We start from the raw sequence: 22,805 nt of genomic DNA, 5'->3' as shown, positions 1-22,805 counted from the left end.
ATTAAAAATTAAAAACCTGCGAACCATCTCAGGTTTTTGTCACGGGTTTTTGTCACAGGTTTTTATCACCGCAGGTTTTTATCATTTTATCTTACGGTTATTTTTTGACCATCGGCATTTTAGCGCTTTCTAACTTTGCCAAGGCATCTGGTAGTTTATCAATTGCTGTCGCTACCACCGCTTGTGCCGCTTGCGAGATGCCTAGCTTTTGCGCGATGGTCGGTTTTTGACGAGATTGAATGGCATACAATTCGCTATCCGTCATCTTCTCTAAGATATAACTGTCCGATGTTTGCAAGGCATCGACCAAATTGCGCGTTATCGCATCTTCACCGTACCAATGCTCACCAGTTGCCACTTGTTCAACATCCAAACTTGGACGGTATTTACGTACAAAGTCTTTAAATAGTTTGTGCGTTTCTTCCAGTTCTTGTTGGAATTTCTGTTTGTCTTCTTCGGTATTTTCACCAAAAACGGTTACCGTGCGTTTGTATTTACCTGCGGTAAATACTTCGACATCGATGTCATGTTTTTCTAATAAATCATGAAAATTAGGCACTTGTGCCACCACACCAATCGAGCCCACCACCGCAAATGGCGCCGCCAAAATTTCATCAGCCACACACGCCATCATATAGCCACCACTGGCGGCGACTTTATCAATACAGACCGTTAAGTGTAGTCCTGCTTCTTTTATACGTGCCAACTGGGCAGCAGCGAGACCATACGCGTGTACCATGCCACCTGAGGATTCAAGGCGCACAATGACTTCATCTTCAGCTTGCGCAACCGTCAGTAGCGTACTGATTTCTTCACGCAGTTGCTGTACTTCAGTGGCTTTTATATCGCCATGAAAATCAAGCACAAAACAATTTTTGTTAGCGGGTTTATTTTTGAACAGACCAAATTTTGAAGGGGTTTTTTTGGGATTGTCTTTTTTCGTCAAGTCTGTCAATGCGCGGCTGATGAGTGATGTTAACCCTTTATCATTCACCATTTGCAATTGTAATTGTTGTTTGCGCTGGGCTTTGACTTTATTTAAATGGGTGACTTTCATTTCAAGCGGATGTTTGGCATTTTGAAATAGCATAATAACTCTCTAATTAAGGGCTCTAATTAAGGAAAAAATTCACACAATGGGTTTTATATAGCGTTTATTTTGCTGTTTTCAATCGCTTATCCACACAATATTCGCGAAATGTCTGTGACAGGCATGGCTAGTAGATATGCATGATAAACCGTGTTTCATATTGTGAAATTTGAGTAAACAAGGCATAATATTCGTTTATAAAAATTTTTGCTACTTCGTACATTACGAAAAATATTGGGATTGCTTCATTATGATGCGTACACACTATTGCGGGCTTGTCACCGAAAACTTAAACGACCAAACCATCACTATTTGCGGTTGGGTGCATCGTCGCCGTGACCACGGTGGGGTTATTTTCTTGGATATGCGTGACCGTGAAGGCCTACTGCAAGTGGTCATCGACCCAGATACCCCAGAAGCATTCGCTACAGCAGATAGCGCGCGTTCTGAATATGTGCTCAAAATCACTGGCCGTGTGCGTCAGCGTTATGCCGGTACTGAAAACAAAAACATGACCAGCGGTCAAGTGGAGTTATTGGCCAAAGACATCGAAACAATCGCCACTTCTGAGACACCGCCATTTCCCCTCAATGATGAGTTTACCAACGTTTCTGAAGAACTGCGCCTAAAATATCGCTTTTTAGACATGCGCCGTCCAGAGATGCAAGAGCGTATGAAGTTTCGTGCCAAAGCTACTTCGACCATTCGCCGTTACCTAGATGACCAAGGTTTCTTGGATGTAGAAACCCCCATCTTGACCCGTGCCACCCCAGAAGGCGCGCGTGATTATTTGGTGCCTAGCCGCGTGTCAAACGGTGAGTTTTACGCATTGCCACAGTCACCTCAGCTATTTAAACAGCTATTGATGGTGGCGGGTTTTGACCGTTATTATCAAATTGCTAAGTGTTTTCGTGATGAAGACTTACGTGCTGACCGCCAGCCAGAATTTACCCAAATCGATATCGAAACCTCATTTTTAAGTGATGAAGATATCATGAACATTGCCGAAGGATTAACAAAAGACTTGTTCAAAACCATGATGAACATTGAATTTGATACCTTCCCGCGTATGACATACGCTGAAGCGATGCGTGACTATGCGTCTGACAAACCAGACTTGCGTATTCCTATGAAGTTAATTGACGTGGCTGATATCATGCAGTCTGTGGAATTTAAAGTATTTTCAGGCCCTGCTCAAGACCCAAAAGGTCGTGTGGTAGCGCTTCGGGTACCACAGGGTAGCGACCTCACCCGTAAACAAATTGACGAATATACTAAATTTGTCGGCATCTATGGCGCAAAAGGTCTGGCTTATATCAAAGTCAACGATGTGAGCAACATCAACAACGGTGTCGATAAAGAATCAGGTCTACAATCACCGATTATCAAAAACATGACCGATGAAGTATTGGTCGAGCTGATTAAACGTACTGAGGCGCAAACCGGTGATATTATCTTCTTTGGCGCGGATAAAGCCAAAGTCGTCAATGATGCCATGGGTGCGCTGCGTGTCAAATTGGGTCTAGACCTAAATATGCTGACCTGTGAGTGGGCGCCGCTTTGGGTCGTGGATTTCCCAATGTTTGAAGAAACCGACAGTGGTGATGGGCTGGGGGGTAAATGGACGTCGGTGCATCACCCCTTCACCAAGCCAAAAGGCACGGTTGAAGCGATGAAAAACAACCCAGAAACCGCGCTGTCTATCGCTTATGACATGGTATTAAACGGTACTGAAATCGGTGGCGGTTCACTGCGCATCAATACTTTGGATATGCAAAAAGCGGTATTTGAAGCCTTGGGTATTTCTGAAGCCGAAGCCGAAGAAAAATTCTCATTCTTACTTAACGCGCTAAAATACGGTGCGCCACCGCACGGTGGTTTGGCATTCGGTCTTGACCGTTTAATTATGCTAATGACAGGCTCACAATCGATTCGAGACGTCATCGCCTTCCCAAAAACCAAAACGGCTGAATGTCCGCTGACTGAAGCCCCTGCGCCTGTGGATGGCAAACAACTGCGTGAATTGGGTATTCGTATACGCGAAAAAGACAGTAAAGTGCCACAATCTTAATCAAGGTCACACCTTTAATTAGATGAATGCCTTTACTCTCCTCAAATATGTGCCAATGTGGATGCTGTATCTATTGGCACATATCGCAAGCTTTATCATTTCACTTCGTCGTGACAAAAGTATCATAAAAACCGTTGATACTAACTTACGACTTGTCTATCCTGAACTCACCGAAACTCAGCGTGACCAGCTTGCTAGAGCCTGTATTGCCAATCAAAGCAAAAACATGGTGGAATCGGCTAAAAGCTGGGCGATGCCACCTGCGTGGTCGGTCAAACAAATCCATACCGTGCATCATCAACAAGTTTTAATGCAAGGCTTACAAAACCCCAATGGCATGCTTGCAATTGTGCCGCATTTGGGAACATGGGAAATCATGAATGCGTGGCTCAACCAGTTCGGCGCACCGACCATCATGTATAAACCCGTGAAAGGTGAACAAGCCAATCAGTTTGTGCTACAAGGGCGTCAGCGACTAAATGCAACTTTGGTACCAACCGATGCCACTGGGGTAAAAGCGATTTTTAAAACCCTAAAAGCAGGCGGTTTTAGTATCATATTACCTGACCATGTCCCTGACCCATCTGGCGGTGAAGTGGTGCCTTTTTTTGGTATTCCGACATTGACCAGTACTCTTGCTAGCAAATTAGCCAGTAAAACCAAATGTAGCTTGGTAGGTTTGACCTGTGTACGCCGTGATGATGGACAAGGCTTTGATATTTATTGTGATGAGTTAACTGACCCCACCTTGTATGACAAAAACATGGTGACAGCGACAACTGCGATGAACCACGCCATCGAGCGAATGATTGACCGTTTCCCCAGTCAATATATGTGGGGCTATAAGCGCTTTAAACGTGTGCCAGGATTTCCGGTTATTTATAATGCCAAGCCATCCATCGCAGTAGCGGTTCGCCAGCGTTATCCAAAACTTAGCAATCATGATATTATCAATTCACTTACTTAATATGATAATCATTTACTTATGACTTTACCAAATTATACTTCAGCGCCTGCTCTGCCTGATGAAAACCGTTACATTATTTGTATGAAATGGGGTACCAAATATGGTGCTGAGTACGTTAATCGCCTGTACAATATGGTTAACAGACATTTAACGTTGCCCTTTCAAATGGTATGTTTGACCGATGATAGCACAGGGATAGATGCCAACGTCAAATGCTACCCAATTCCTGAGCTCAATTTACCCAGTAATATTCCTGAACGTGGCTGGAAAAAACTGACCACCTTTAGCCCTGAATTATATGATTTAAAAGGCACGGCGTTATTTTTGGACATTGATATTGTGATTGTCGATAATATTGATTGCTTTTTTACTTATCAAGCGCAGCACGATGACAGTGTGGTGATAATCCGTGATTGGAAAAAACCGTGGCGCATGGTGGGTAATTCATCGGTGTATCGCTTTAAAGTCGGACAACATACTTATCCGAATTTGTTATCAAATTTTGAGAAAAATTTTGAAACGATTCGTAGCCAAGTACGCCATGAGCAAGCTTACCTATCCAATTATTTGCGTGAACATCATCACCTTGAATATTGGGATGCGTCTTGGTGCGTGAGCTTTAAATACCAATGCGTGCAGCCATTTCCCTTAAGTTTTGTCAAACCGCCGATTTTGCCTAAAGGGGCAAAAATGGTGATTTTTCATGGGGAAGTGAATCCACCTGATGCCATCATGGGTAGAAGCGGTAAATGGTATCGTAAGGTATTACCAACTGACTGGATTAGGGATTATTGGCGATAACTTAACCTTTGGTAGTTAAGTCTTAGATAATTAATGGATAATTGGGCAGCGGATAATTAAACTTAGAACAACTTTCACATAAGCTTGCGGTTTTAGGAATAATAAAAAATGGCAAACTGGTATCGTAAGTTTATTTTATTATTTAAAAGTGAAAAACGCCTTGGGGCGAATCAAATTATTGACCACTATGCCGGGCAAAATATTGAGGCGATGAAAAGTCGTATGATTGATAGTGATACCTGTTCTATCATTGACACGATTATTCAAGCCCACCCCCATTTATTAGATGATTCCCAACTGGATGAACCTATAAACCCGCTTATGGACTATGAGCCACGGCGTATTCGCAATTTATACACGCATTTAACCACGTTGCAACGCGAGTTTATAGGACAATCTGAACTTAGTTTTTACCATGCGATACTGATTGTATTATTACGCCGTCGGTTTCAACCTGAAAAAACTTTTCAAACCTTTACCCATCTTTGGCAAACGCAGACTGACTATTTGATGGATAATTTAAGTTTACGGTGGATTGCCTCTGCCTGCGATACCTTTATTGATTTTGATCCAAAGCCCACTAGAAAGGCAATATTACTCAATATTATTACTTTGATTAATACGGTAAAAGTCTACGAAACCCAGCAGTATCTGTGTCGTTCATCTGCCAGTCTAGATGAGGAAAAATCCGCTATTTTGTACGCGCATCATAAACCGCTGTATGCTGGTTTGACCTATTTTAGGCTAGGTAAGGACGATACACTAAAACATATGCGTGAGCGGTATCAGCATTTTTACGCTGAAGACCCTTTTTCTACCACACTCTTACTCAAGGTGTTTGCCAGATTGCATGACCAACCTAGCGCATTCACCACATTAAAACAACTACATAAGGATGAAAAATCAGCATGGTGGTAGCCAATCATTCTTTGATATTTACCCGATCTACTCAGACAATCGCCCTACGTATTGTCAATCCTGCATTTGTGCTACCAAAAGTCTCTGATACGACGGTACATATTTTGGCGTCAGGACCGAGCATCCAGACCAATGCCATTGACTTGCTTGGTTGTGAGTCGGTTATATTTGTAAATGGCAGTATTAGCCTGACCGAACACTATAAATTTGATAAGATTGTGGCGTATGTCATCACCGACCCACGCTTTATTAAACATAACTGTAGTATTCCGCTGCAGTATTATCAGGGGGGTTATCCGCTGTATATCAGTGCTTTAGTGGCAGAACAACTATGGCAAGATGCGCCCGATTTTTTAGTTCAATATGCTGACCATATCTATATCATCTATCCAGTCGATAGACCGATTGATGATAGTTTGATTGCCCTTCAGCAAACTAGCCTTTTAGGCAAAATAGCTGTCACACTCAATAAACGTACCCGACTAAAACACCTAAAACATAGCCCTTATCATACTATTAACAAAAAAATTGGGGTGTCTTGGGATATTCGTTACGGCTTTGTTGAAGGGGGAACGGTAGCGTTGGTGGCGTTACAGCTTGCCTATTCTCTAGGATTTCAAGTGATACATCTGTATGGCATTGATTTAATCAATAGCCAGCAGCCACGGTTTTATGAAAACCAAGAAAATGCTGCCCCGACCAAACTTGATAAGGCTATCACCCACCGTATCGTACCGTCGTTTGATTGGGTAGCCCACAACTATCAGCAAAAAGGCGTGCAAATTTATAACCACTCGCCCATTTCTAAGGATTTGTTTACATTTATTCCGTATCGGGCAGATTAGAGGTCACGAATCGCTCAATGTATTGGTTAGCGATATTTTTGGGTAAAAATCGCTCATCAAACGGCACGGCAAACGCCGATGGATTTGCCATTGCTTGTTCTAATAATTGGGCTAAGGCGTCAATATCATCAACAGGGACCAGATTTTGTCTTGGTAACAACTCACTAGGACCATACGGACAGTCGGTGCTTATCACAGGCGTATCCACGGCTAATGCTTCGGCAATCACTCGCCCAAAGCCCTCAAATCGAGAACTTAATACTAAGCATTTAGCGTGTTTGATATACGGATAGGGGTTAGATTTAAAGCCAATAAACACCACCTTGTCGCTAATGCCTAAATCAACCGCAAGCTGTTTGGTTTCTGCCATCAACTTACCTTGACCCACCAAATACAGCGGATAACGTTGCGATGTTTTGGCATAGGCTTTTAGCAGAATATCATGCGCTTTTTGGTATTTAAAGCTGCCCACATGCACAATAAACTCCGCAGTCTCTAGCGGGTATGTTTCTGCCATCGCCTCAATAAGCTTGTTATCAATCGGGTTATAAATCGTAGTAATATTCGTAAGCCCTAAAGTCGCCTTAAAATCCACCGCCACCCCTTCACTAATCGCCACACAAGGCTGCGCATGATAGGTCGTCTTTAGCTGGGCTATATCGATAGGCTTATTGAGAGCTTGGGCTAATTTCAGTTCTTGAGAAAGAGTATTACGAATCACATGAATAACATTGGGTAACTGGCTATAGCTTAATACCTTGTCCGCCCGTTCCAAATTTGCAATCGTCAAACATGGCTGACCAATATGGGTTAAAATATAGTTATCTAAATATTTAGCAAATTGTTGGTAACGCACCCTATCACTGGGGATTAATTTAAACCACTTAAAGTTGACAATATGAAAATCAATGTGGGGGCTAAGCTCATATTCTGTGGTGGCTTTAAATCGGATGACATGGACTTTATAGCCCAATTGATAAAAGCCTTCTGCGAGCGTCAATACTGACTTTTCTGCCCCGCCCCCCTGCAAGCAGTTGATAACCAACACAATGATATTTGAGGGGTTGCAGCTCACAAGTGGCTCCTTAGGTTTATTCAAAGGTAAGGTTGGTCATATATAGCGGGCGTGTCGCACGCAGGACTTCACGTTTGATTTTTTGTAGCCCTGTTAAGGGGCGTTTAATTTCTCGGCTTCTGGTTGCCTGCAGGCTGCTTGCCAAAGCAACTTGCGGTAATAAATGATGCTCCTGAATCACAATCGCAGGCACAAGCTGATATACAGGCAGGGCTTTGGGGTATTTCCCCACATCAAATAGCATCACATCGACTGCCTCAAGCTGGGGTAGGTTTCTGATATATTGTAATAGATACTGACAAGCGCGATGGGATAGCAGATAGCCTGCTCCGCCTAAATGGCGAGACTTTAATTCATAAATCGTCCGTTTACTCTGAGGTAAAACTATCGGATGAGCCAAATGCACCCTTGGGCTTACCTTTTCTAATTTTAAAATATCGATAGTTTGGCTTTGAAAAACATCAGTTTGACGAATCAACTGCTCGAACTGCTGACCTAAAAAAACATCATCCTCATAAATCCCGATATAATCAAGATTTTCATCCACACAGCGTTGCCACAGGCTAGCATGACTTAAAAAACAGGCAATTTCGGTGTCACTAGATACCGACTTTGTGATATCAATCGCCAGTCGCTGAGCGACTTGGGTATTTTTATCCGGGGTGACCGCCGAAAAAAAAGTAAAAGGTATGTGCTGCTTAGCAAACTCTTGTTGGATATGGCTTTGCCGCTTGCTATGATGAGCGAGACTAATCACATAATTTTTTAGCATCACTTTTCTCGCTTGAGCTTATTCACAATCAACCCCCATAAATGCCAAATACTGACGGGCAACATTTTGCGGCAAAAAAGCTTCGTTAAATGGCACGTTAAACTGGCTAGGATGGCTCATTAATTGGTTGATTTTTTCAGTTAACGTAGGGATATCTGCCACTGCCACCAAATTCTGCGGCGGCAAAATCTCACTAGGTCCTGACGGACAATCGGTGCTAATTGCAGGCACGCCCAATGCCAATGACTCTGCCAATACCAATGCAAAGCCCTCAAAATGCGAGGATAACACAAACCCTGTGGCGTGCTTTAGCAATGGGTAAGGATTCTTTTGAAACCCAGTTAAAATCACTTTATCTTGCAAGTTTAACGCGATAATGTTTTGTTCAATTTGCGCTTGCAGACTACCCTTACCCACCAATACCAAGGGCAATGTCTGTGCCGAATTGGCATAAGCTTGCAATAAAATTTCATGCCCTTTTTGGGCTTTAAAACTGCCCACATGGATAAGATAGCCCTGTCGGGCGACATTGGGTAAATCTGGGCTAGCTGCCTCAGCTAATACACGGATGTTATCACGGTCGATGGGGTTATCAATCGTGGTGGTTTTGGTCGGTTCTCCAAATTGACGGACAAAATCCTGCTCTACCCCGCCGCTCACACAAATAGCAGGATACTTGGTATAAATCCGTTGAAAGTGAGAAAGCTGCTTGGGCGGCAAGATAGCAAGTTTTAATTTTTCACTCAGTTGATTATGGATGACATAAGCCACCTTTTTTTGCTTTGAATAATAAAACACCTCATGTTCACGGTACAAGTTCACGAATATTGCCACAGGCTGACCAATATGTTTACTGATATAGCCATCAACCGCCCGTGCAAAAAAGAAATGCCGAATTTTACCTTTCGGAAAACGTCGATAATTGCGAAAAGGGATAAGATGATAGATTAAATTTTCGCTTAATGTATGTTCGACAATCGGGTCAAATCGGACAATATGCACCTCAAAACCCATCTGGTAAAAGGCTTCTCCCAAGGTCAAAACAAATTTTTCTGCCCCACCGCCTTGCAGGGAATTAATCACTAATACGATTTTTTGTGACTGAACCAATGACATTTAATACTCTATTGACTATTTAAACCAACGACTCAATAAAGAAGGTTTTTTCGCGGGACGAGTCACCGCATTACCCTTGTAACCTTTCTTGTAAGTTCTTTTTGGAAATTCGCCAAACGGCGTAGTGCGATAGTTTTCAATACTATAGCCCGCTTGTATCGCCTCTTGATAATAGGTATCGAAAAGCTCAACCAAATCTTGACGAGGGTGCGGCAAAATCTGCCCATCGAACCAATGCGTTTTGCCCTCGGCTTGTAAGCGCGGTAAGGAATATTTATGGCTAAACTGCGTTCCCATGTCCGAATAATGCAAAATCCGAATATCCTCAATCGCTAAATCTTCGCCATCCACACAATTAAAGCTGTCTTGGTATAGCTGTATGAGTTGCGGATTGGCTTTAAATTTTGCCATCATTTTGCTATGGCTCTCAGGATCGGCTTGTAGCTGGACTATAGGCTCAAGATAATCCTTGGCTTTTTGGCAATCCCATACGCAGGTGCACAGTCGCATCAAATCGCCATCGCCTTTAGCCGCAAGAATCGCCTCATCGGATATCGGATGCTGCCACAATTTAGCGATATCGTCCAACACCACCATATCGGCATCCATATAAATTGCCCGTCCGCTAAAGCCACAATATTCAGGGATTGCCCAACGAAAACCCGAAAACGGGGTCGCCCATTTTTCGGTATGCCAGCCCTCGCCTGTTTGCGGATTGGAATACCATACGCTGCTTGGGTCACGGCTTAACTGCATCCAGATAATCTCGACAGGCTCGCTTGTATGTTTGTGCAAGCTATAATCTAGCACCATCATCTGCTCAAGGTCGCTGTTATTAGGATCACAGCCGATAAAGATTTTGATAGGTTGGTCTAAGTTCGCCATAGTTTATCCTCTATTCTCGCCAATGCGTTGCCACCCAATCAGTCGGCAAAATAAAATGGCGTAAATGCGAAATCGGTTTTTTGATTTTTTCAGCAGTGAATAACTGCCCTAAATGTTCTTTAGCGTTATCGGCAGAATTTTTGTTGTATTGCCCTGCAATCGCATTTTGCGGATACAAATCCCCAGGGAAAATAATAATGCGTGCATCATGAGGCAGTTTTGGCGGAATAAAATAATTTAGCGGAAATGGCTGCCGGCATTTGCGGCGAAAATGCACCACCCACTCTTTAGGAAAAAGTTTAACCCCACCTGGGGCATTGCGCGTGACAAAACGCTGCTCAAAGCGATATTTATCCGCCACGCCTTGTGGATCGGCACGGAATTTTTCTAGCAAACTAACTAAACTACCGACTTTAAAGCGAAAACACGAGGTTTGACCTAGCTTCTCTAAGGGGTTACTTGGGTTATAAGATAAAACTGTCTGATCGTCATCACCAAAACTAAAAAAATCATCAAGGCTACCCACTACGACCACATCAAGATCTAAAAACAATACCGTTCCTGTGACATTGCCAAGCTGTGCATTCCAAAGCCGTGACTTAGGCCATTTACCAAGGGTATTGGTAGGCATCACAATATCGCTGGGCGGCAAATCCTGACATTCTACTTCAGGACGGATGCCATCGGTATTGTCGGTAAAGCAAACAAAGCGAAACGGTGGGGTGATATTACGGCTTACCATCCCATAGAGTTTATTAACGTAATCTGCGCCATATTTGGTGCCCCATTTGATACAAATAATTTGCTTAAGCGGGGTGGTTGCACTCGATGTTGTCATATCACTTCCAAAGTACCGATAATTTTTCAAAAAATAAGGATAGTCATTTTAACATAACTATCCTTTTATTTTCACTTATCTACAATTTTACCGATTATTCATCCACGTAGCTAAGCCAATGCGCGTATTTATCATTTTTGCCTTGTACCACGTCAAAAAATAGACTTTGCAGTTTTTCGGTGATTTCACCACGCGCGCCGCAGCCAATGACGTGGTCATCATATTCACGAATTGGGGTAATCTCGGCAGCAGTACCTGTCATAAAGATTTCATCCGCAATATAAAATTCATCACGGGTAATTCTACGCTCATGCACTTTGATGCCCAAGTCCTGTGCAAACTGTATCACCGTGCGACGGGTAATGCCGTCCAATGCCCCACCTGACAAATCTGGGGTATGCAGTTCACCATCTTTGACCAAAAATAAGTTTTCCCCTGAGCCTTGACAAACATAGCCTTGGGTATCCATCAATACCGCTTCATCATAGCCATGACGGGTGACTTCTTGGTTTGACATGATAGATACTGGGTAGTTGCTGACGGCTTTGGCTTTACACATGGTGACGTTTGGATGGTGATGGGTAAAACTTGAGGTTTTTACACGGATACCTTTTGCCATGCCTTCTTCACCCAGATAAGCACCCCAAACCCAAGCGGCAACGATGGTGTGAATGCTATTATCTTTGGCAGCGATGCCCAATTTTTCAGAACCGACCCAAATCAATGGGCGAAGGTATGCCGATTCAAGGTTATTTTCACGTACCACGGCTTTTTGTGCTTGTAATACTTCTTCATACGAATAGGGTACAGCAAGCTGGAAAATTTTAGCTGAATTTAGCAGGCGCTGGGTATGGTCTTCTAGACGAAAAATCGCCGTGCGTCCATCATGGGTTTTGTAGGCTCGAACCCCCTCAAATACGCCCATCCCGTAGTGCAGTGTATGGGTTAATACGTGGATTTTGGCATCACGCCAGTCTACCATGTTGCCATCCATCCAAATAAAACCATCACGGTCTGCCATGCTGGGAATTGTTGCCATTGATTACTCCTAGTGTTTAGTTTGAAATAAAAAGTGATTTGTTTAAATAATTTGTTTGAAATAAAAATTGGTGTTACATCTATTCTGGGCGCTGTCCAATCAAGCGATGCCATTGTTCATCAACAAAATTACGCAGCTCATGCCACTGGGCTTCATCCACCAGTATCGGCTGCTCTGCCAAAGCCAACTGATGTGTCATACTGCGGATACGAAGATAAGCGTGCGTTAGCTGTTGGCATATTTCGGTTTCGATAATACCTGTGTTGGCGAGCGCTTCAAAGATACGCACATTGTCACTCCAAACCGCCAACGCAGGATAACTATTGGCATACGCCAAGACAGCAAACTGGGCAATAAACTCAATATCAACCAATCCGCCTGCATCTTGTTTCAGATGGAATAATCCTTGCTGCTTGGTGTGCGGTTTGCTGCCCAAATGGTCTTGCATCTTATGCCGCATGGTGGATACTTCGATACGGACACTGTCTTTATCACGCGGCAGACACAATACTTCTTTACGAATTTGGTCAAATCGCGTCATCACCCGGTTATCCCCGCAAATGGCACGTGCGCGAACCAACGCTTGGTGTTCCCACGCCCAAGCTTTGTGCATTTGGTAAAGTTCAAACGCATGGGTAGATACCACCATCATACCCGCTTGACCCGAGGGGCGCAGGCGCATGTCAATCTCATAGACACGACCATCGCGCGTTTGGGTGGTCAAATAATTCATCAGTTTTTGGGCAAGGCGGGCGGCAAACTTCATACCGCTGATGGGTTTTTCACCGAGCGTCATCGCTTCTTCATCAATATCATGAATAAACACAAGATCAAGATCTGAGCTATAACTCATCTCAAGCCCGCCAAGCTTACCATAACCGATAATCGCAAAGCCATTATGCGCCTCACTCACAGGCTCGGCTTGGGCATTGACAGGATAGCCATGCTTTTTTACCAATTCACCAAATACCCGTTGCAACGCTTTTTCAAGCACCACTTCAGCGATAAAGGTGAGTGAATCAGAGACTTTCATCAACGGTCTATCCGCCAACACATCACTCGCCGCCACTGCCAAGACTTGGGTTTTTTTGAAAAAACGAAAGGCGTTGAGTAGCCCTTCTTCATCATTAGGCTCTACCCGTAACAACTGCTGACGCAGAATGTCACTAAGTTCTGCCTTATCAGGTAAATGACGGTATTTTTCACGGATAAATGAATCTAGCAGCACGGGATAACTTACCAATTCGCTCGCAATCCAAGGGCTCGCTGCCAACATGGGAATCAATTTGGCGGCTGCCGTTGGGTTTTCGGCAAACATGACCAAATAAATTGACCGACGACTTACCGCCTCTAGCAATGTCAACATTCTAGGTAACGCCAGGTTGATTGCATCTTCGCTTAAATCAGAATGTAACAACCCATTGATTAGAATCGGATAGGCATCATTTAGGCGAGTCTTGGCTTCTTCACTGAGTCCTGTGATGAGCTTACTTTGCCAAAACTGGCTTAATTTATCTTTATTCTCAGCGCTTAATTTTTGCTCCAGCTCAGATAAATTGTGCTGATGATCCACTTGCAGTTGTTCATCAGACTGTTGGCGATCACTGACTAGCTCGTCAAAAGGTATTTTTACCGTTTGGCGGTATTCATTGAGTTTGGCTACCAATGCCGCCCAATCGGCAAACCCCAATACTTGGGCCAGCTGATGTCGCTGCATGGCGTCTTGTGGTAGTCGCTGGGTTTGTTCATCATTGATGGCTTGGATACCATGCTCCAATCTGCGTAAAAAACGATAGGCTTGTGCCAATTGCTCATGGGTCACAGCATCGATAAAGCCATGTTTTTCTAATTGGCTCATCGCTTGTAGGCAGTTTTTTACTTTGATATCACTGACACGCCCGCCATAAATCAACTGAAACGACTGCACGATAAACTCAATATCACGGATACCACCTGCCCCAAGCTTGACATTGTCCGTATCTTGACGTTGTTCGACTTGGTTTTGAATCAGCGATTTCATCTCACGTAGGGCGGCAAAGGCACTATAATCGACATAATAACGAAATACAAACGGCTTGATAAGGGCTTTTAAGCTATCGCTAAAGGTGACAGGGTTGACGATTCTGGCTTTTAGCCAAGCAAATCGCTCCCACGCTCGTCCATGTTGGGCGAAATATTTTTCCAGTGCCGATAAATGAATTGCCAAGTCACTGCCATCCCCCCAAGGACGTAGGCGCATATCAATGCGAAATACAAAACCGTCTTGGGTGTTTTTATCAAGCAGATTGATGATGCCTTGACCCCATTTGGTAAAAAATTTCTTGTTGTCGATGGATTTAGCAGCTTTTGACGCTGGTTGTTTTAACGGGTCAACCACCGTGTCACCTTGCCCCTGATGAACAAAAATCAAATCGATATCGCTTGATAAGTTGAGCTCTTCTGCCCCCATTTTACCCATGGCGATGATGGCTAAATCATCCTTGTGTGGTTTATTTTTTTCATCAAAAAAATACGGCTCGCCATAGCGACTGATTAAATCTTGATACACATAGTCTTTGGCAAAGATGAGACAATAATCAGCAAATTTTGATAGCTCCCATGTCAGCTGCTCTAGGCTAATCAGATTTAAGGCATCTTGCCAAATCCAGCGCACCATCAACAAATTGCGTAGATGACGCAGCCCTCGCATCACGCTTGCTTCATCCGCCAATTGGTAATCTTCATCTAGCGTATAATCGCGTATTAAATCTTTGATATGCTGGACATCGAGCGTTTGGGAAAGCGGATAGCTTTTTAAAAAGCTTTGTGCAACGTTTGTTTTAGTCTGCCAATACTGATAGCCAAAATTACTAGCTTGCTGTAATACAGCGATTTGTTCTATCGTCGGTAAGAGTTGCGGCATTCTAATTTCCGTGTGACAAATAAATAAACAGACTAAATAAACAGACCCACCTCATCGTGGTATATAGTGGTATATATAAGTACTAAGCATTCACGCTTGCGTATCGATACAATCAATCTTGTACAATCAAGTTTGTACCATCAAGCAAGAAATTCAGCAATTAGCCTTGATTAAGTGCGGTTGATACAGGGTATTTTGCTCAACCTTACATTGCTCAAAGTTATCCTTATAGCCTAGCACAAACCGCTATTCTTGCAAATTTTTTTAGCACACAAACCTATAAATACTCGTTTGCGCGTAGCAAAATGTTTGTAATAAAAATAAAAACGTAAAAAATATTGGTAGTTATCAAATTTTCATATATGATGAAAAAAACAAGGAAGTAAAAGTCAACAAATTTATGTGAATATTCGGTCTATAGATTTTTTGTGACCCTGATTCAATCGCGTGTGACTGATTTTCTAGCCGCATGTGAATGTAAGAAAAACCAACACATTTATTTTATAAACTATCGTAATCATTGATTTTTTTATCACAACCAACAATCACAACAAACAAGGAGCGTACTGTGATGACAACGGACAACTCAACTGCAAATAAAAAAATTGCCCTGGTAACAGGTGCGCTAGGTGGTATTGGCACGGCTATTTGTCATGCGCTAATCCAAGCTGGCTATCACATCATCGCAACCTACACCCCTAAAGCGGATAGCACGGTCAACCGCGGCGAAGCTTGGTTAAAAGAAGAAGGCATGAATGCCAGCGATTTCACCTTTGTTGAAACCAATCTCACCGACCATGAAGCAGCCACCAAAGCCATCCTTGATGCAATTGATAAAGCAGGTCACATTGATGTGTTGGTAAATAACGCAGGTATCACCCGTGATACGACTTTCAAAAAAATGACTTATGAGCAATGGTCAGAGGTGATTGATACCAACTTAAAATCACTATTCACGGTCACCCAACCTGTGTTTAACAAAATGCTTGAGCAAAAATCTGGGCGTATTGTGAGTATTAGCTCAATTAATGGCTTAAAAGGTCAGTTTGGGCAAACCAACTACTCAGCCACCAAGGCGGGTATCATCGGCTTTAGTAAAGCGTTGGCACAAGAAGGCGCTAAATCTGGGGTGACCGTTAACGTGGTTGCACCGGGTTATACGGGTACTAAAATGGTGATGGCGGTGCCGGAAAAAGTAATGGAAAGCATCAAAGCAGGTATCCCAATGGGTCGTATCGCCCAACCTGAAGAGATTGCCGCTGCCGTGGTGTATTTGGTCAGCGATGGCGCTGCTTATATTACAGGTGAGACCATCAACGTAAATGGCGGTCAGTATATGCACTAATGAGCCTGCGATTAAGCTTGCTATCATCAGTTATAAACTAAATGGGCTATGAACTAAATCGGTTATAAATTAAAAAAGACCAGCCATCGTGACTTGGTCTTTTTTATTGTGTGACAACATTGCTGACAGCCGTTAACTTACTGGTGACTTACTTGGCTGTTAATTTTTTCACGCCATCTGCCGTTGCCATCAGCAAGATATCAGCGCGCTGTGCGCTAAATAACCCATTACACACCACCCCAACGATGTTGTTTAACCTTGCTTCAAACGCTGCTACCTGCTCAATGTCCAAGCCGATATCCAAGCCATAAACATCCAAAATCAAATTGCCATAATCGGTGACAAATCCTTCACGGTAGACCGGCTCACCGCCAAGCTGTACTAACTCACGCGCCACATACGAGCGCGCTTGCGGCAATACTTCAATCGGTAGTGGAAAGCCAACGCCTAATTGCTGCACCCATTTGCTTTCATCCACCATGCAAATAAACTGCTTAGATGCGGCGGCAACAATTTTTTCACGGGTTAAAGCGCCGCCACCGCCTTTGACTAGCTGTAAGTGTTCGTTTACTTCATCGGCACCATCAATATATAAGTCTAACTCACCGGTGAAGTTTAAATCCATCACCTCAATACCAAGCGCTTTAAGCTTATCTTCGGTGACTTTTGAGCTTGCCACAGCGCCCTTTAGGTTAACTTTTGGCAATAACTCAATGAGGCAGTTGACGGTACTGCCCGTCCCCACGCCCAAAATCATGCCTGATTCGATATATTTTAACGCGTCTGCTGCCACGGCTTGTTTTTGTTGTTGTTGCGTGCTTGCATTCATCGTACTCATAGTCCCAGCCTTGTTAGGAATTTATCAAAAAAACAGATAGAAAACTTAATGCTATCAATTACCCAACTTATTTTACCGTAAAAGCACTTGCAAGCTAAACCCTAAAGTCCTAATCTAATCACTTATTTTTTACTTCTCTAACGATTTGCTTTGTTTCGGTTATGAAAGCACACAGAGGGTAAAAATAAATCTTCAAACGTATTTTTCAAACTTAGGTCATTATTATGTTATCAGATTGGGTACGCCTTATCCTTCAAGCGACCGTGTATGATGCTGCTATTCAAACGCCGCTTGAACCCGCCAAAAAACTCAGTGAACGGTTTAACAACGATATTCGTTTTAAACGTGAAGATTTTCAGCCAGTGTTTTCTTTCAAGCTGCGGGGCGCCTACAATCGAATTAGCCAGTTGAGCGAAGTAGACAAAGCCAAAGGCGTGATTTGTGCCTCTGCCGGCAACCATGCGCAAGGCGTCGCCTTCTCGGCTAGCCGCTTGGGACTCAATAACATTATCGTGATGCCAACCACCACCCCCGATATCAAAGTCAGTGCCGTCAAGTCCTTGGGCGGTAATGTGGTGCTATATGGCGATAGTTTTGATGAATCTAACCGCTATGCGATTGAACGCGCCCAAACCGATGGCTTGACCTTTATCCCGCCGTATGACGATGAACTGGTCATCGCAGGTCAAGGTACCATTGCCATGGAGCTAGTACAACAATGGCGTAAAATGGAATATGTGTTTGTTGCGGTTGGTGGCGGTGGCTTAATTTCAGGTGTCGCGGCGTTTTTGGGGGAAGTCGCACCGCATGTCAAAGTCGTGGCGGTCGAGCCAGAAGAAGCAGCCTGTTTAAAAATTGCTTTAGCCACTAACGAACGCAAACGTCTGCCCCAAGTGGGGTTGTTTGTCGATGGGGTGGCAGTCGCGCAGCTGGGTGAAATACCGTTTGACGTCTGCCGTATGCCAAAAAGCGATAACTCAGGTCCCGTGGTCGAGCCTGATGTGGTCACTTGTAGCAATGATGAAGTGTGTGCGGCAATTAAAGACGTGTATGATGAAACCCGCACCATCGTCGAGCCTGCAGGCGCGTTGGCAGTCGCGGGTATGAAAAAATACATCGAAGATCATAATCTACAGGGCAAGAACTGTGTGGCGATTTTATGTGGTGCCAACATGAATTTTGACCGGTTACGCTATATCGCTGAACGTACCGAAATTGGTGAGAAAAAAGAAGCGATTTTTGGGGTGACCATTCCTGAGCGCACAGGCGCCTTTTTGGATTTTTGCCGCTCACTTAAAGGTCGCAACATCACCGAATTTAACTACCGCATCAACACCAACCCCAACTACGCCCATCACGCTGCCAATATTTTTGTCGGTATCGCCCTCAAAGAAGGGGAAAAAGAGCGCAAAGCAATCCACCAGTTACTCAATGAAGCCGATGATGCCGCGATTGATTTGACCGATGATGAAGTTGCCAAGACCCATATTCGCTATTTAATCGGCGGACACGCGGGATTAAAAGACGAGCAATTATTTCGCATCGAATTTCCCGAGCGTCCTGGCGCATTGCTTAACTTCCTTGAAAAATTGGGCTCACAGTTTAACATTTCTTTATTCCATTATCGCAATCATGGGGCGGCTGAAGGGCGTATCTTAGCAGGCATTCAAATGGGTGAGCAAACCGCCGAGCAATTACTTGCCAAACTACAAGACATTGGCTATGAGTGCGAAAACCTCACCGATAACTTAGGCTATCGCTTATTTTTACAATAGTTTTTAACGGTTTGGATAAAAAAGGTGTCATCGTGGCGCCTTTTTTTGTGCCAAGTTTTTTATGCCAAGCTATGCACAAAATTCGCTAAATTTCAGCACGGTACATAGCAAAAATAGCCATTTTCTGCTAATCTCAATACTTAAAACTTGATAATTTACCTGATAGTTTCACTGATAAATTAATTAAAAAATTCTGCTATAAGACAACCACTATGTCATCAAAAAAACGTTTTTTAAAACTTGCCGGTATGACTGCCAGTATCGCAGGGAAAGCAGCCAAAAATTCTATTAAGTCTTTTGCAGGCTCTGAAGAAGATAAACTCACAGCCCGTAGCGAAATGCTGCAAACCGTAGGGCTGCAAATCGCCGACACCTTAGGCGAAATGAAAGGCGCGGTGATGAAAGTGGGTCAAATTGCCTCGCAGTATAAAGATGTGTTCCCGCCTGAAGTCTCAAAAGCGCTGGAGAAATTACAAAAAGACGCGCCGCCCATGCCGTTTGCCGTCATCAAACAGCAGGTGGAAAAAGAATTGGGGCAACCGATTGAGGCGTTGTTTGCCCAGTTTGATCAATCACCCTTTGCGGCAGCCTCTATCGGTCAAGTCCATAAAGCGGTGTTGCCAACCGGTGAAGCAGTCGTAGTCAAAGTGCAATACCCCGACGTTGATACCAGTATCGATAGTGACTTAAAACACGTTCGCTTGGCGCTTAAGATAACTGGCGTGCTCAATATGGATAAAACCTTGCAAGATAAAATCTTTGCAGAAATCCGTGATAGCCTGTATGACGAGCTTGACTACAGCAAAGAAGCCCATAACTTAGCAATTTTTGGCAGTTTTCACAGTGAGGATGATGGGCTGATTATCCCCAAAGTTTTTCATAGCCATTCGACCAAACGGATTTTAACCCTATCACAAGAACTGGGTGAAAAGCTTGAAGTGGCTGCCACTTGGGACAATGACATCAAGCAAAAAATCGCCACTCGCCTATTTGATTTTAGTGCCGGTCAATTGTTCAAACTGTATCGTCTGCATTGTGACCCCCATCCCGGTAACTTTGCGTTTCGCCCTGATGGCTCGGTCATTGCCTATGACTTTGGTGGTATCAAATCTTACAGCCATGACGAAGTTGCGTTATTCAAACGCTTTGCCATCCACTGCCTAAGCGGTGATGTGACAGCGCTTGAGCAAGATTTGGTCAGCATTGGCATCAAAAAAGACAATGATGCGCCACTGCCCACGGACTTTTATAACGATTGGTTGCAGATTGGTTTGACCCCGTATGGTTTTACGCAATTGTTTGATTTATCCAAACACGCGCCTTACGACTTTGCCACCAGCCAGACCCATTTTCAAGCAATTGCCAAAGCAAAAGAGTCGCTTAAATACTGGCAAAGCTTTCAACCTGCCCCACTTACCATGATGCTTGATAGAACCATTTCTGGACAGTATTGGAACTTGGTCAATTTAAAAGTAAAAATTGATTTAAGTGAGTTGATACACCGCTACATTGATTTGCCGACATTGCCACGACCTGATGATTCGTCTCGCCCTTAGGTTTGATTTTAACTTTCAATAACATTTCCTGCGATAACATAGGCGCAACCCCCTATCAAAAATCGGGGTTGCTCGTTTATAATAGCGCACGCAAAATTTTGAAAACCAGATTGTTACGTTAGATAGTTAGATAAAGGATACACTCATGGCCGGACATTCCAAGTGGGCAAACATCAAACACCGTAAAGCCAAACAAGATGCGGCAAAAGGTAAAGTATTTACCAAAATCATTCGCGAGCTGGTCTCCGCTGCCAAACAAGGCGACCCAGACCCAGCAAGTAACCCACGTTTGCGTGCGGCGGTGGAAAAAGCCAACTCAGTTAATATGACCAAAGACACTGTAAAACGGGCGATTGAACGTGGTGCAGGCGGCGGTGACAATGACAACATGCAAGAAATCACCTATGAAGGCTATGGCTTGGGCGGTGTTGCGGTGATTGTCGAGACCATGACGGATAACCTCAACCGTACCGTTGGCGAAGTGCGTCATGCTTTTAGCAAAAATGGTGGCAACTTGGGTACATCAGGCTCAGTGGCTTATATGTTTAGCAAACGCGGTGAAATTACCTTTGATGATGTGTCGCTAGAAGACACCATCATGGAAGTCGCGCTTGAAGCAGGGGCAACCGATATTGAAAATAACGGTGATAGTATCACCGTGGTCACTGAGCCAGAGAACTTCGGTGACGTCATGGACGCCTTAGAAAAAGCCGGTTTAAAATCCGACAACGCAGAAGTAACCATGTCCCCTTCCACCATGGCGGATGTCACTGATGTCGAAGATGCTAAAAAAATCATGAAAATGATTGATATGCTAGAAGATTTGGACGATGTACAAGAAGTCTATACCAACGTCAACTTTACTGATGATGTCATGGAACAACTCGATGATTAAATGAAATTTTTCAGCATAAAAAGGCTAAATGTAGATTTAGCCTTTTTTATTGAGCAATTTGTAGCAGTGTCGTGGTGGGATATAAGGTTAAAAACACTCGATAAAACTCACTACCGTGATGCAATACTTCACTTGTGTCAAAAGTTAATAAGCCCTTTTCTTGCTGTTCATTGGTATGAATCAATAACCAGATTTCATCCAACACCCTTTTTTTGCGGTACGCTTGGACTTTATGCGCTTTTTTGCTCATCACCGCATCAATATCACTTTGATTGATGTAGGAATCAATCGGTAAATCTTCGTTTTCATCTGCCATATCGGTAAAAAACGCACTGGGTAACCAACGCATGGTTTTGGCAATACCGTTTTGTAATTTACTACTGAGCGTATGATGTGGCAAATCACTCGATTGCTCAATAAACTGCCGGGATAAATTCAGAATTTTACGGTTATCAATTTTTTGCCAATCGACCCGATTGGCCCAATTAGCTTTGACACCTACTATCTCACCTTTACCATTAAACCGCGTTGGTGTCAATTTGGTTGACACCTGTAGCAGCGACTGCCAGTACCAACGTTTTAGCATTAAATTGTCATTACCGAGTCTATCGCGTAGTCTTGGCAACGTGGTCAATTCGATGCCAATTGCATATTCACCTTTGTCACAATAAAAAATACAGGTAAAATCTGGCTCATTACCATCATCCGTACCTGAGATGGTTTTGGCAGGATGTAAATGCAGCATGGCTAAAAAATGCGCCAAATACACCCATTCACGCTGGCGTTTGAGCTGATTTTGTGACATCCGCATGATGCTTGGCGAATTTTTTTTGCTACTTGCCATTCAGCTACCTGCCATTCATTAATTACCTGATTAGCTTATTCAATGACTCAGTCTAACTTACCTATTTTAATTTACCCAGCCTATTATTTCTTTGACTAAAATATATCAAAAAAATTTTACTTACTTTAACCCCTCAGCTTATCAGCTCAATACGTCAAATACATGACAATAATCTGAACGGTTTTGGGGTCTGTGTGTGTTTTTAGTAATTTATCTGACTATTATGACGTTTA

Annotated in this window: 19 protein-coding genes; 9 read left to right on the top strand and 10 right to left on the bottom strand. The window is 43.4% G+C overall.

Features of this window, described 5'->3' with window-relative positions; genetic code table 11:
• Positions 1 to 97: 97 nt before the first annotated feature.
• Positions 98 to 1,090 carry a protease SohB gene (sohB, locus tag RTS09_RS00800; RefSeq protein ID WP_312533342.1) on the bottom strand — a complete coding sequence of 331 codons (993 nt, stop codon included), beginning with the start codon at positions 1,088 to 1,090 and terminating at the stop codon, positions 98 to 100.
• 250 nt (positions 1,091 to 1,340) lie between these two features.
• On the opposite strand from sohB, the gene aspS reads away from it, so the two are divergent.
• The 5 genes from aspS (at position 1,341) to RTS09_RS00775 (ending at position 6,692) form a co-directional block, all read left to right on the top strand.
• Positions 1,341 to 3,161 (top strand): aspartate--tRNA ligase, encoded by a 1,821-nt coding sequence (aspS, locus tag RTS09_RS00795; protein ID WP_312533340.1) that lies wholly within the window; start codon positions 1,341 to 1,343, stop codon positions 3,159 to 3,161.
• A gap of 22 nt (positions 3,162 to 3,183) precedes the next feature.
• On the top strand, positions 3,184 to 4,128 hold the full coding sequence (locus tag RTS09_RS00790; RefSeq protein WP_312533337.1) for a lysophospholipid acyltransferase family protein: 945 nt from the start codon (positions 3,184 to 3,186) through the stop codon (positions 4,126 to 4,128).
• An 18-nt stretch (positions 4,129 to 4,146) separates the two neighbouring features.
• The gene (locus RTS09_RS00785) at positions 4,147 to 4,929 is read left to right on the top strand and encodes a glycosyltransferase (RefSeq protein ID WP_409418360.1); all 783 of its coding nucleotides are present in this window, start codon (positions 4,147 to 4,149) and stop codon (positions 4,927 to 4,929) included.
• A 108-nt stretch (positions 4,930 to 5,037) separates the two neighbouring features.
• Positions 5,038 to 5,847, top strand: a complete 810-nt coding sequence (locus tag RTS09_RS00780) for a hypothetical protein (protein ID WP_312533334.1) — start codon at positions 5,038 to 5,040, stop codon at positions 5,845 to 5,847.
• Positions 5,838 to 6,692, top strand: a complete 855-nt coding sequence (locus tag RTS09_RS00775) for a hypothetical protein (RefSeq protein ID WP_312533332.1) — start codon at positions 5,838 to 5,840, stop codon at positions 6,690 to 6,692. Before RTS09_RS00780 ends, RTS09_RS00775 begins: the two co-directional genes overlap by 10 nt.
• Here RTS09_RS00775 and RTS09_RS00770 read toward each other — a convergent pair.
• The 7 genes from RTS09_RS00770 to glnE form a co-directional block, all read right to left on the bottom strand.
• Positions 6,670 to 7,767, bottom strand: coding sequence for a glycosyltransferase (locus tag RTS09_RS00770; protein ID WP_312533330.1), 1,098 nt, complete (start codon positions 7,765 to 7,767; stop codon positions 6,670 to 6,672). The two genes, RTS09_RS00775 and RTS09_RS00770, sit on opposite strands and share 23 nt — an antisense overlap.
• Positions 7,768 to 7,783: 16 nt before the next feature.
• On the bottom strand, positions 7,784 to 8,539 hold the full coding sequence (locus tag RTS09_RS00765; RefSeq protein WP_312533327.1) for a glycosyltransferase family 25 protein: 756 nt from the start codon (positions 8,537 to 8,539) through the stop codon (positions 7,784 to 7,786).
• 18 nt (positions 8,540 to 8,557) lie between these two features.
• On the bottom strand, positions 8,558 to 9,655 hold the full coding sequence (locus tag RTS09_RS00760) for a glycosyltransferase (protein ID WP_312533325.1): 1,098 nt from the start codon (positions 9,653 to 9,655) through the stop codon (positions 8,558 to 8,560).
• Positions 9,656 to 9,670: 15 nt separating this feature from the next.
• A complete protein-coding gene (locus RTS09_RS00755; protein WP_312533322.1) occupies positions 9,671 to 10,540 on the bottom strand; it encodes a glycosyltransferase in 870 nt (289 codons plus the stop codon).
• A gap of 10 nt (positions 10,541 to 10,550) precedes the next feature.
• A complete protein-coding gene (locus RTS09_RS00750; RefSeq protein ID WP_036604325.1) occupies positions 10,551 to 11,378 on the bottom strand; it encodes a hypothetical protein in 828 nt (275 codons plus the stop codon).
• 94 nt (positions 11,379 to 11,472) lie between these two features.
• Entirely contained in the window at positions 11,473 to 12,417 is a 945-nt protein-coding gene (locus RTS09_RS00745) for a branched-chain amino acid transaminase (RefSeq protein WP_007116868.1), read from the bottom strand.
• A gap of 79 nt (positions 12,418 to 12,496) precedes the next feature.
• Positions 12,497 to 15,319 (bottom strand): bifunctional [glutamate--ammonia ligase]-adenylyl-L-tyrosine phosphorylase/[glutamate--ammonia-ligase] adenylyltransferase, encoded by a 2,823-nt coding sequence (glnE, locus tag RTS09_RS00740; RefSeq protein WP_312533314.1) that lies wholly within the window; start codon positions 15,317 to 15,319, stop codon positions 12,497 to 12,499.
• 571 nt (positions 15,320 to 15,890) lie between these two features.
• Between glnE and phbB the strand changes: the two genes are divergently transcribed.
• Positions 15,891 to 16,664 (top strand): acetoacetyl-CoA reductase, encoded by a 774-nt coding sequence (gene phbB / locus RTS09_RS00735; protein ID WP_312533312.1) that lies wholly within the window; start codon positions 15,891 to 15,893, stop codon positions 16,662 to 16,664.
• Between the two features lie 148 nt (positions 16,665 to 16,812).
• On the opposite strand, the gene rpiA is transcribed toward phbB, so the two are convergent.
• Positions 16,813 to 17,502 (bottom strand): ribose-5-phosphate isomerase RpiA, encoded by a 690-nt coding sequence (gene rpiA, locus RTS09_RS00730; protein ID WP_312533310.1) that lies wholly within the window; start codon positions 17,500 to 17,502, stop codon positions 16,813 to 16,815.
• Positions 17,503 to 17,726: 224 nt separating this feature from the next.
• Here rpiA and ilvA point away from each other — a divergent pair, with 224 nt between their 5' ends.
• The 3 genes from ilvA to RTS09_RS00715 all read left to right on the top strand — a co-directional run bounded on the left by ilvA (position 17,727) and on the right by RTS09_RS00715 (position 21,728).
• Positions 17,727 to 19,277 (top strand): threonine ammonia-lyase, biosynthetic, encoded by a 1,551-nt coding sequence (ilvA, locus tag RTS09_RS00725; RefSeq protein ID WP_282840926.1) that lies wholly within the window; start codon positions 17,727 to 17,729, stop codon positions 19,275 to 19,277.
• 212 nt (positions 19,278 to 19,489) lie between these two features.
• Positions 19,490 to 20,833, top strand: a complete 1,344-nt coding sequence (locus RTS09_RS00720; protein ID WP_312533305.1) for an ABC1 kinase family protein — start codon at positions 19,490 to 19,492, stop codon at positions 20,831 to 20,833.
• 145 nt (positions 20,834 to 20,978) lie between these two features.
• A complete protein-coding gene (locus RTS09_RS00715) occupies positions 20,979 to 21,728 on the top strand; it encodes a YebC/PmpR family DNA-binding transcriptional regulator (protein WP_060994896.1) in 750 nt (249 codons plus the stop codon).
• A gap of 46 nt (positions 21,729 to 21,774) precedes the next feature.
• Here RTS09_RS00715 and RTS09_RS00710 read toward each other — a convergent pair whose 3' ends face one another.
• The gene (locus RTS09_RS00710; protein WP_312533302.1) at positions 21,775 to 22,572 is read right to left on the bottom strand and encodes a hypothetical protein; all 798 of its coding nucleotides are present in this window, start codon (positions 22,570 to 22,572) and stop codon (positions 21,775 to 21,777) included.
• Positions 22,573 to 22,805 lie beyond the last annotated feature (233 nt).

Source organism: Moraxella sp. CTOTU47618, from assembly GCF_032017425.1.
GTDB lineage: Bacteria > Pseudomonadota > Gammaproteobacteria > Pseudomonadales > Moraxellaceae > Faucicola > Faucicola tetraodonis.
This window is presented reverse-complemented; position numbering and strand designations above follow the sequence as displayed.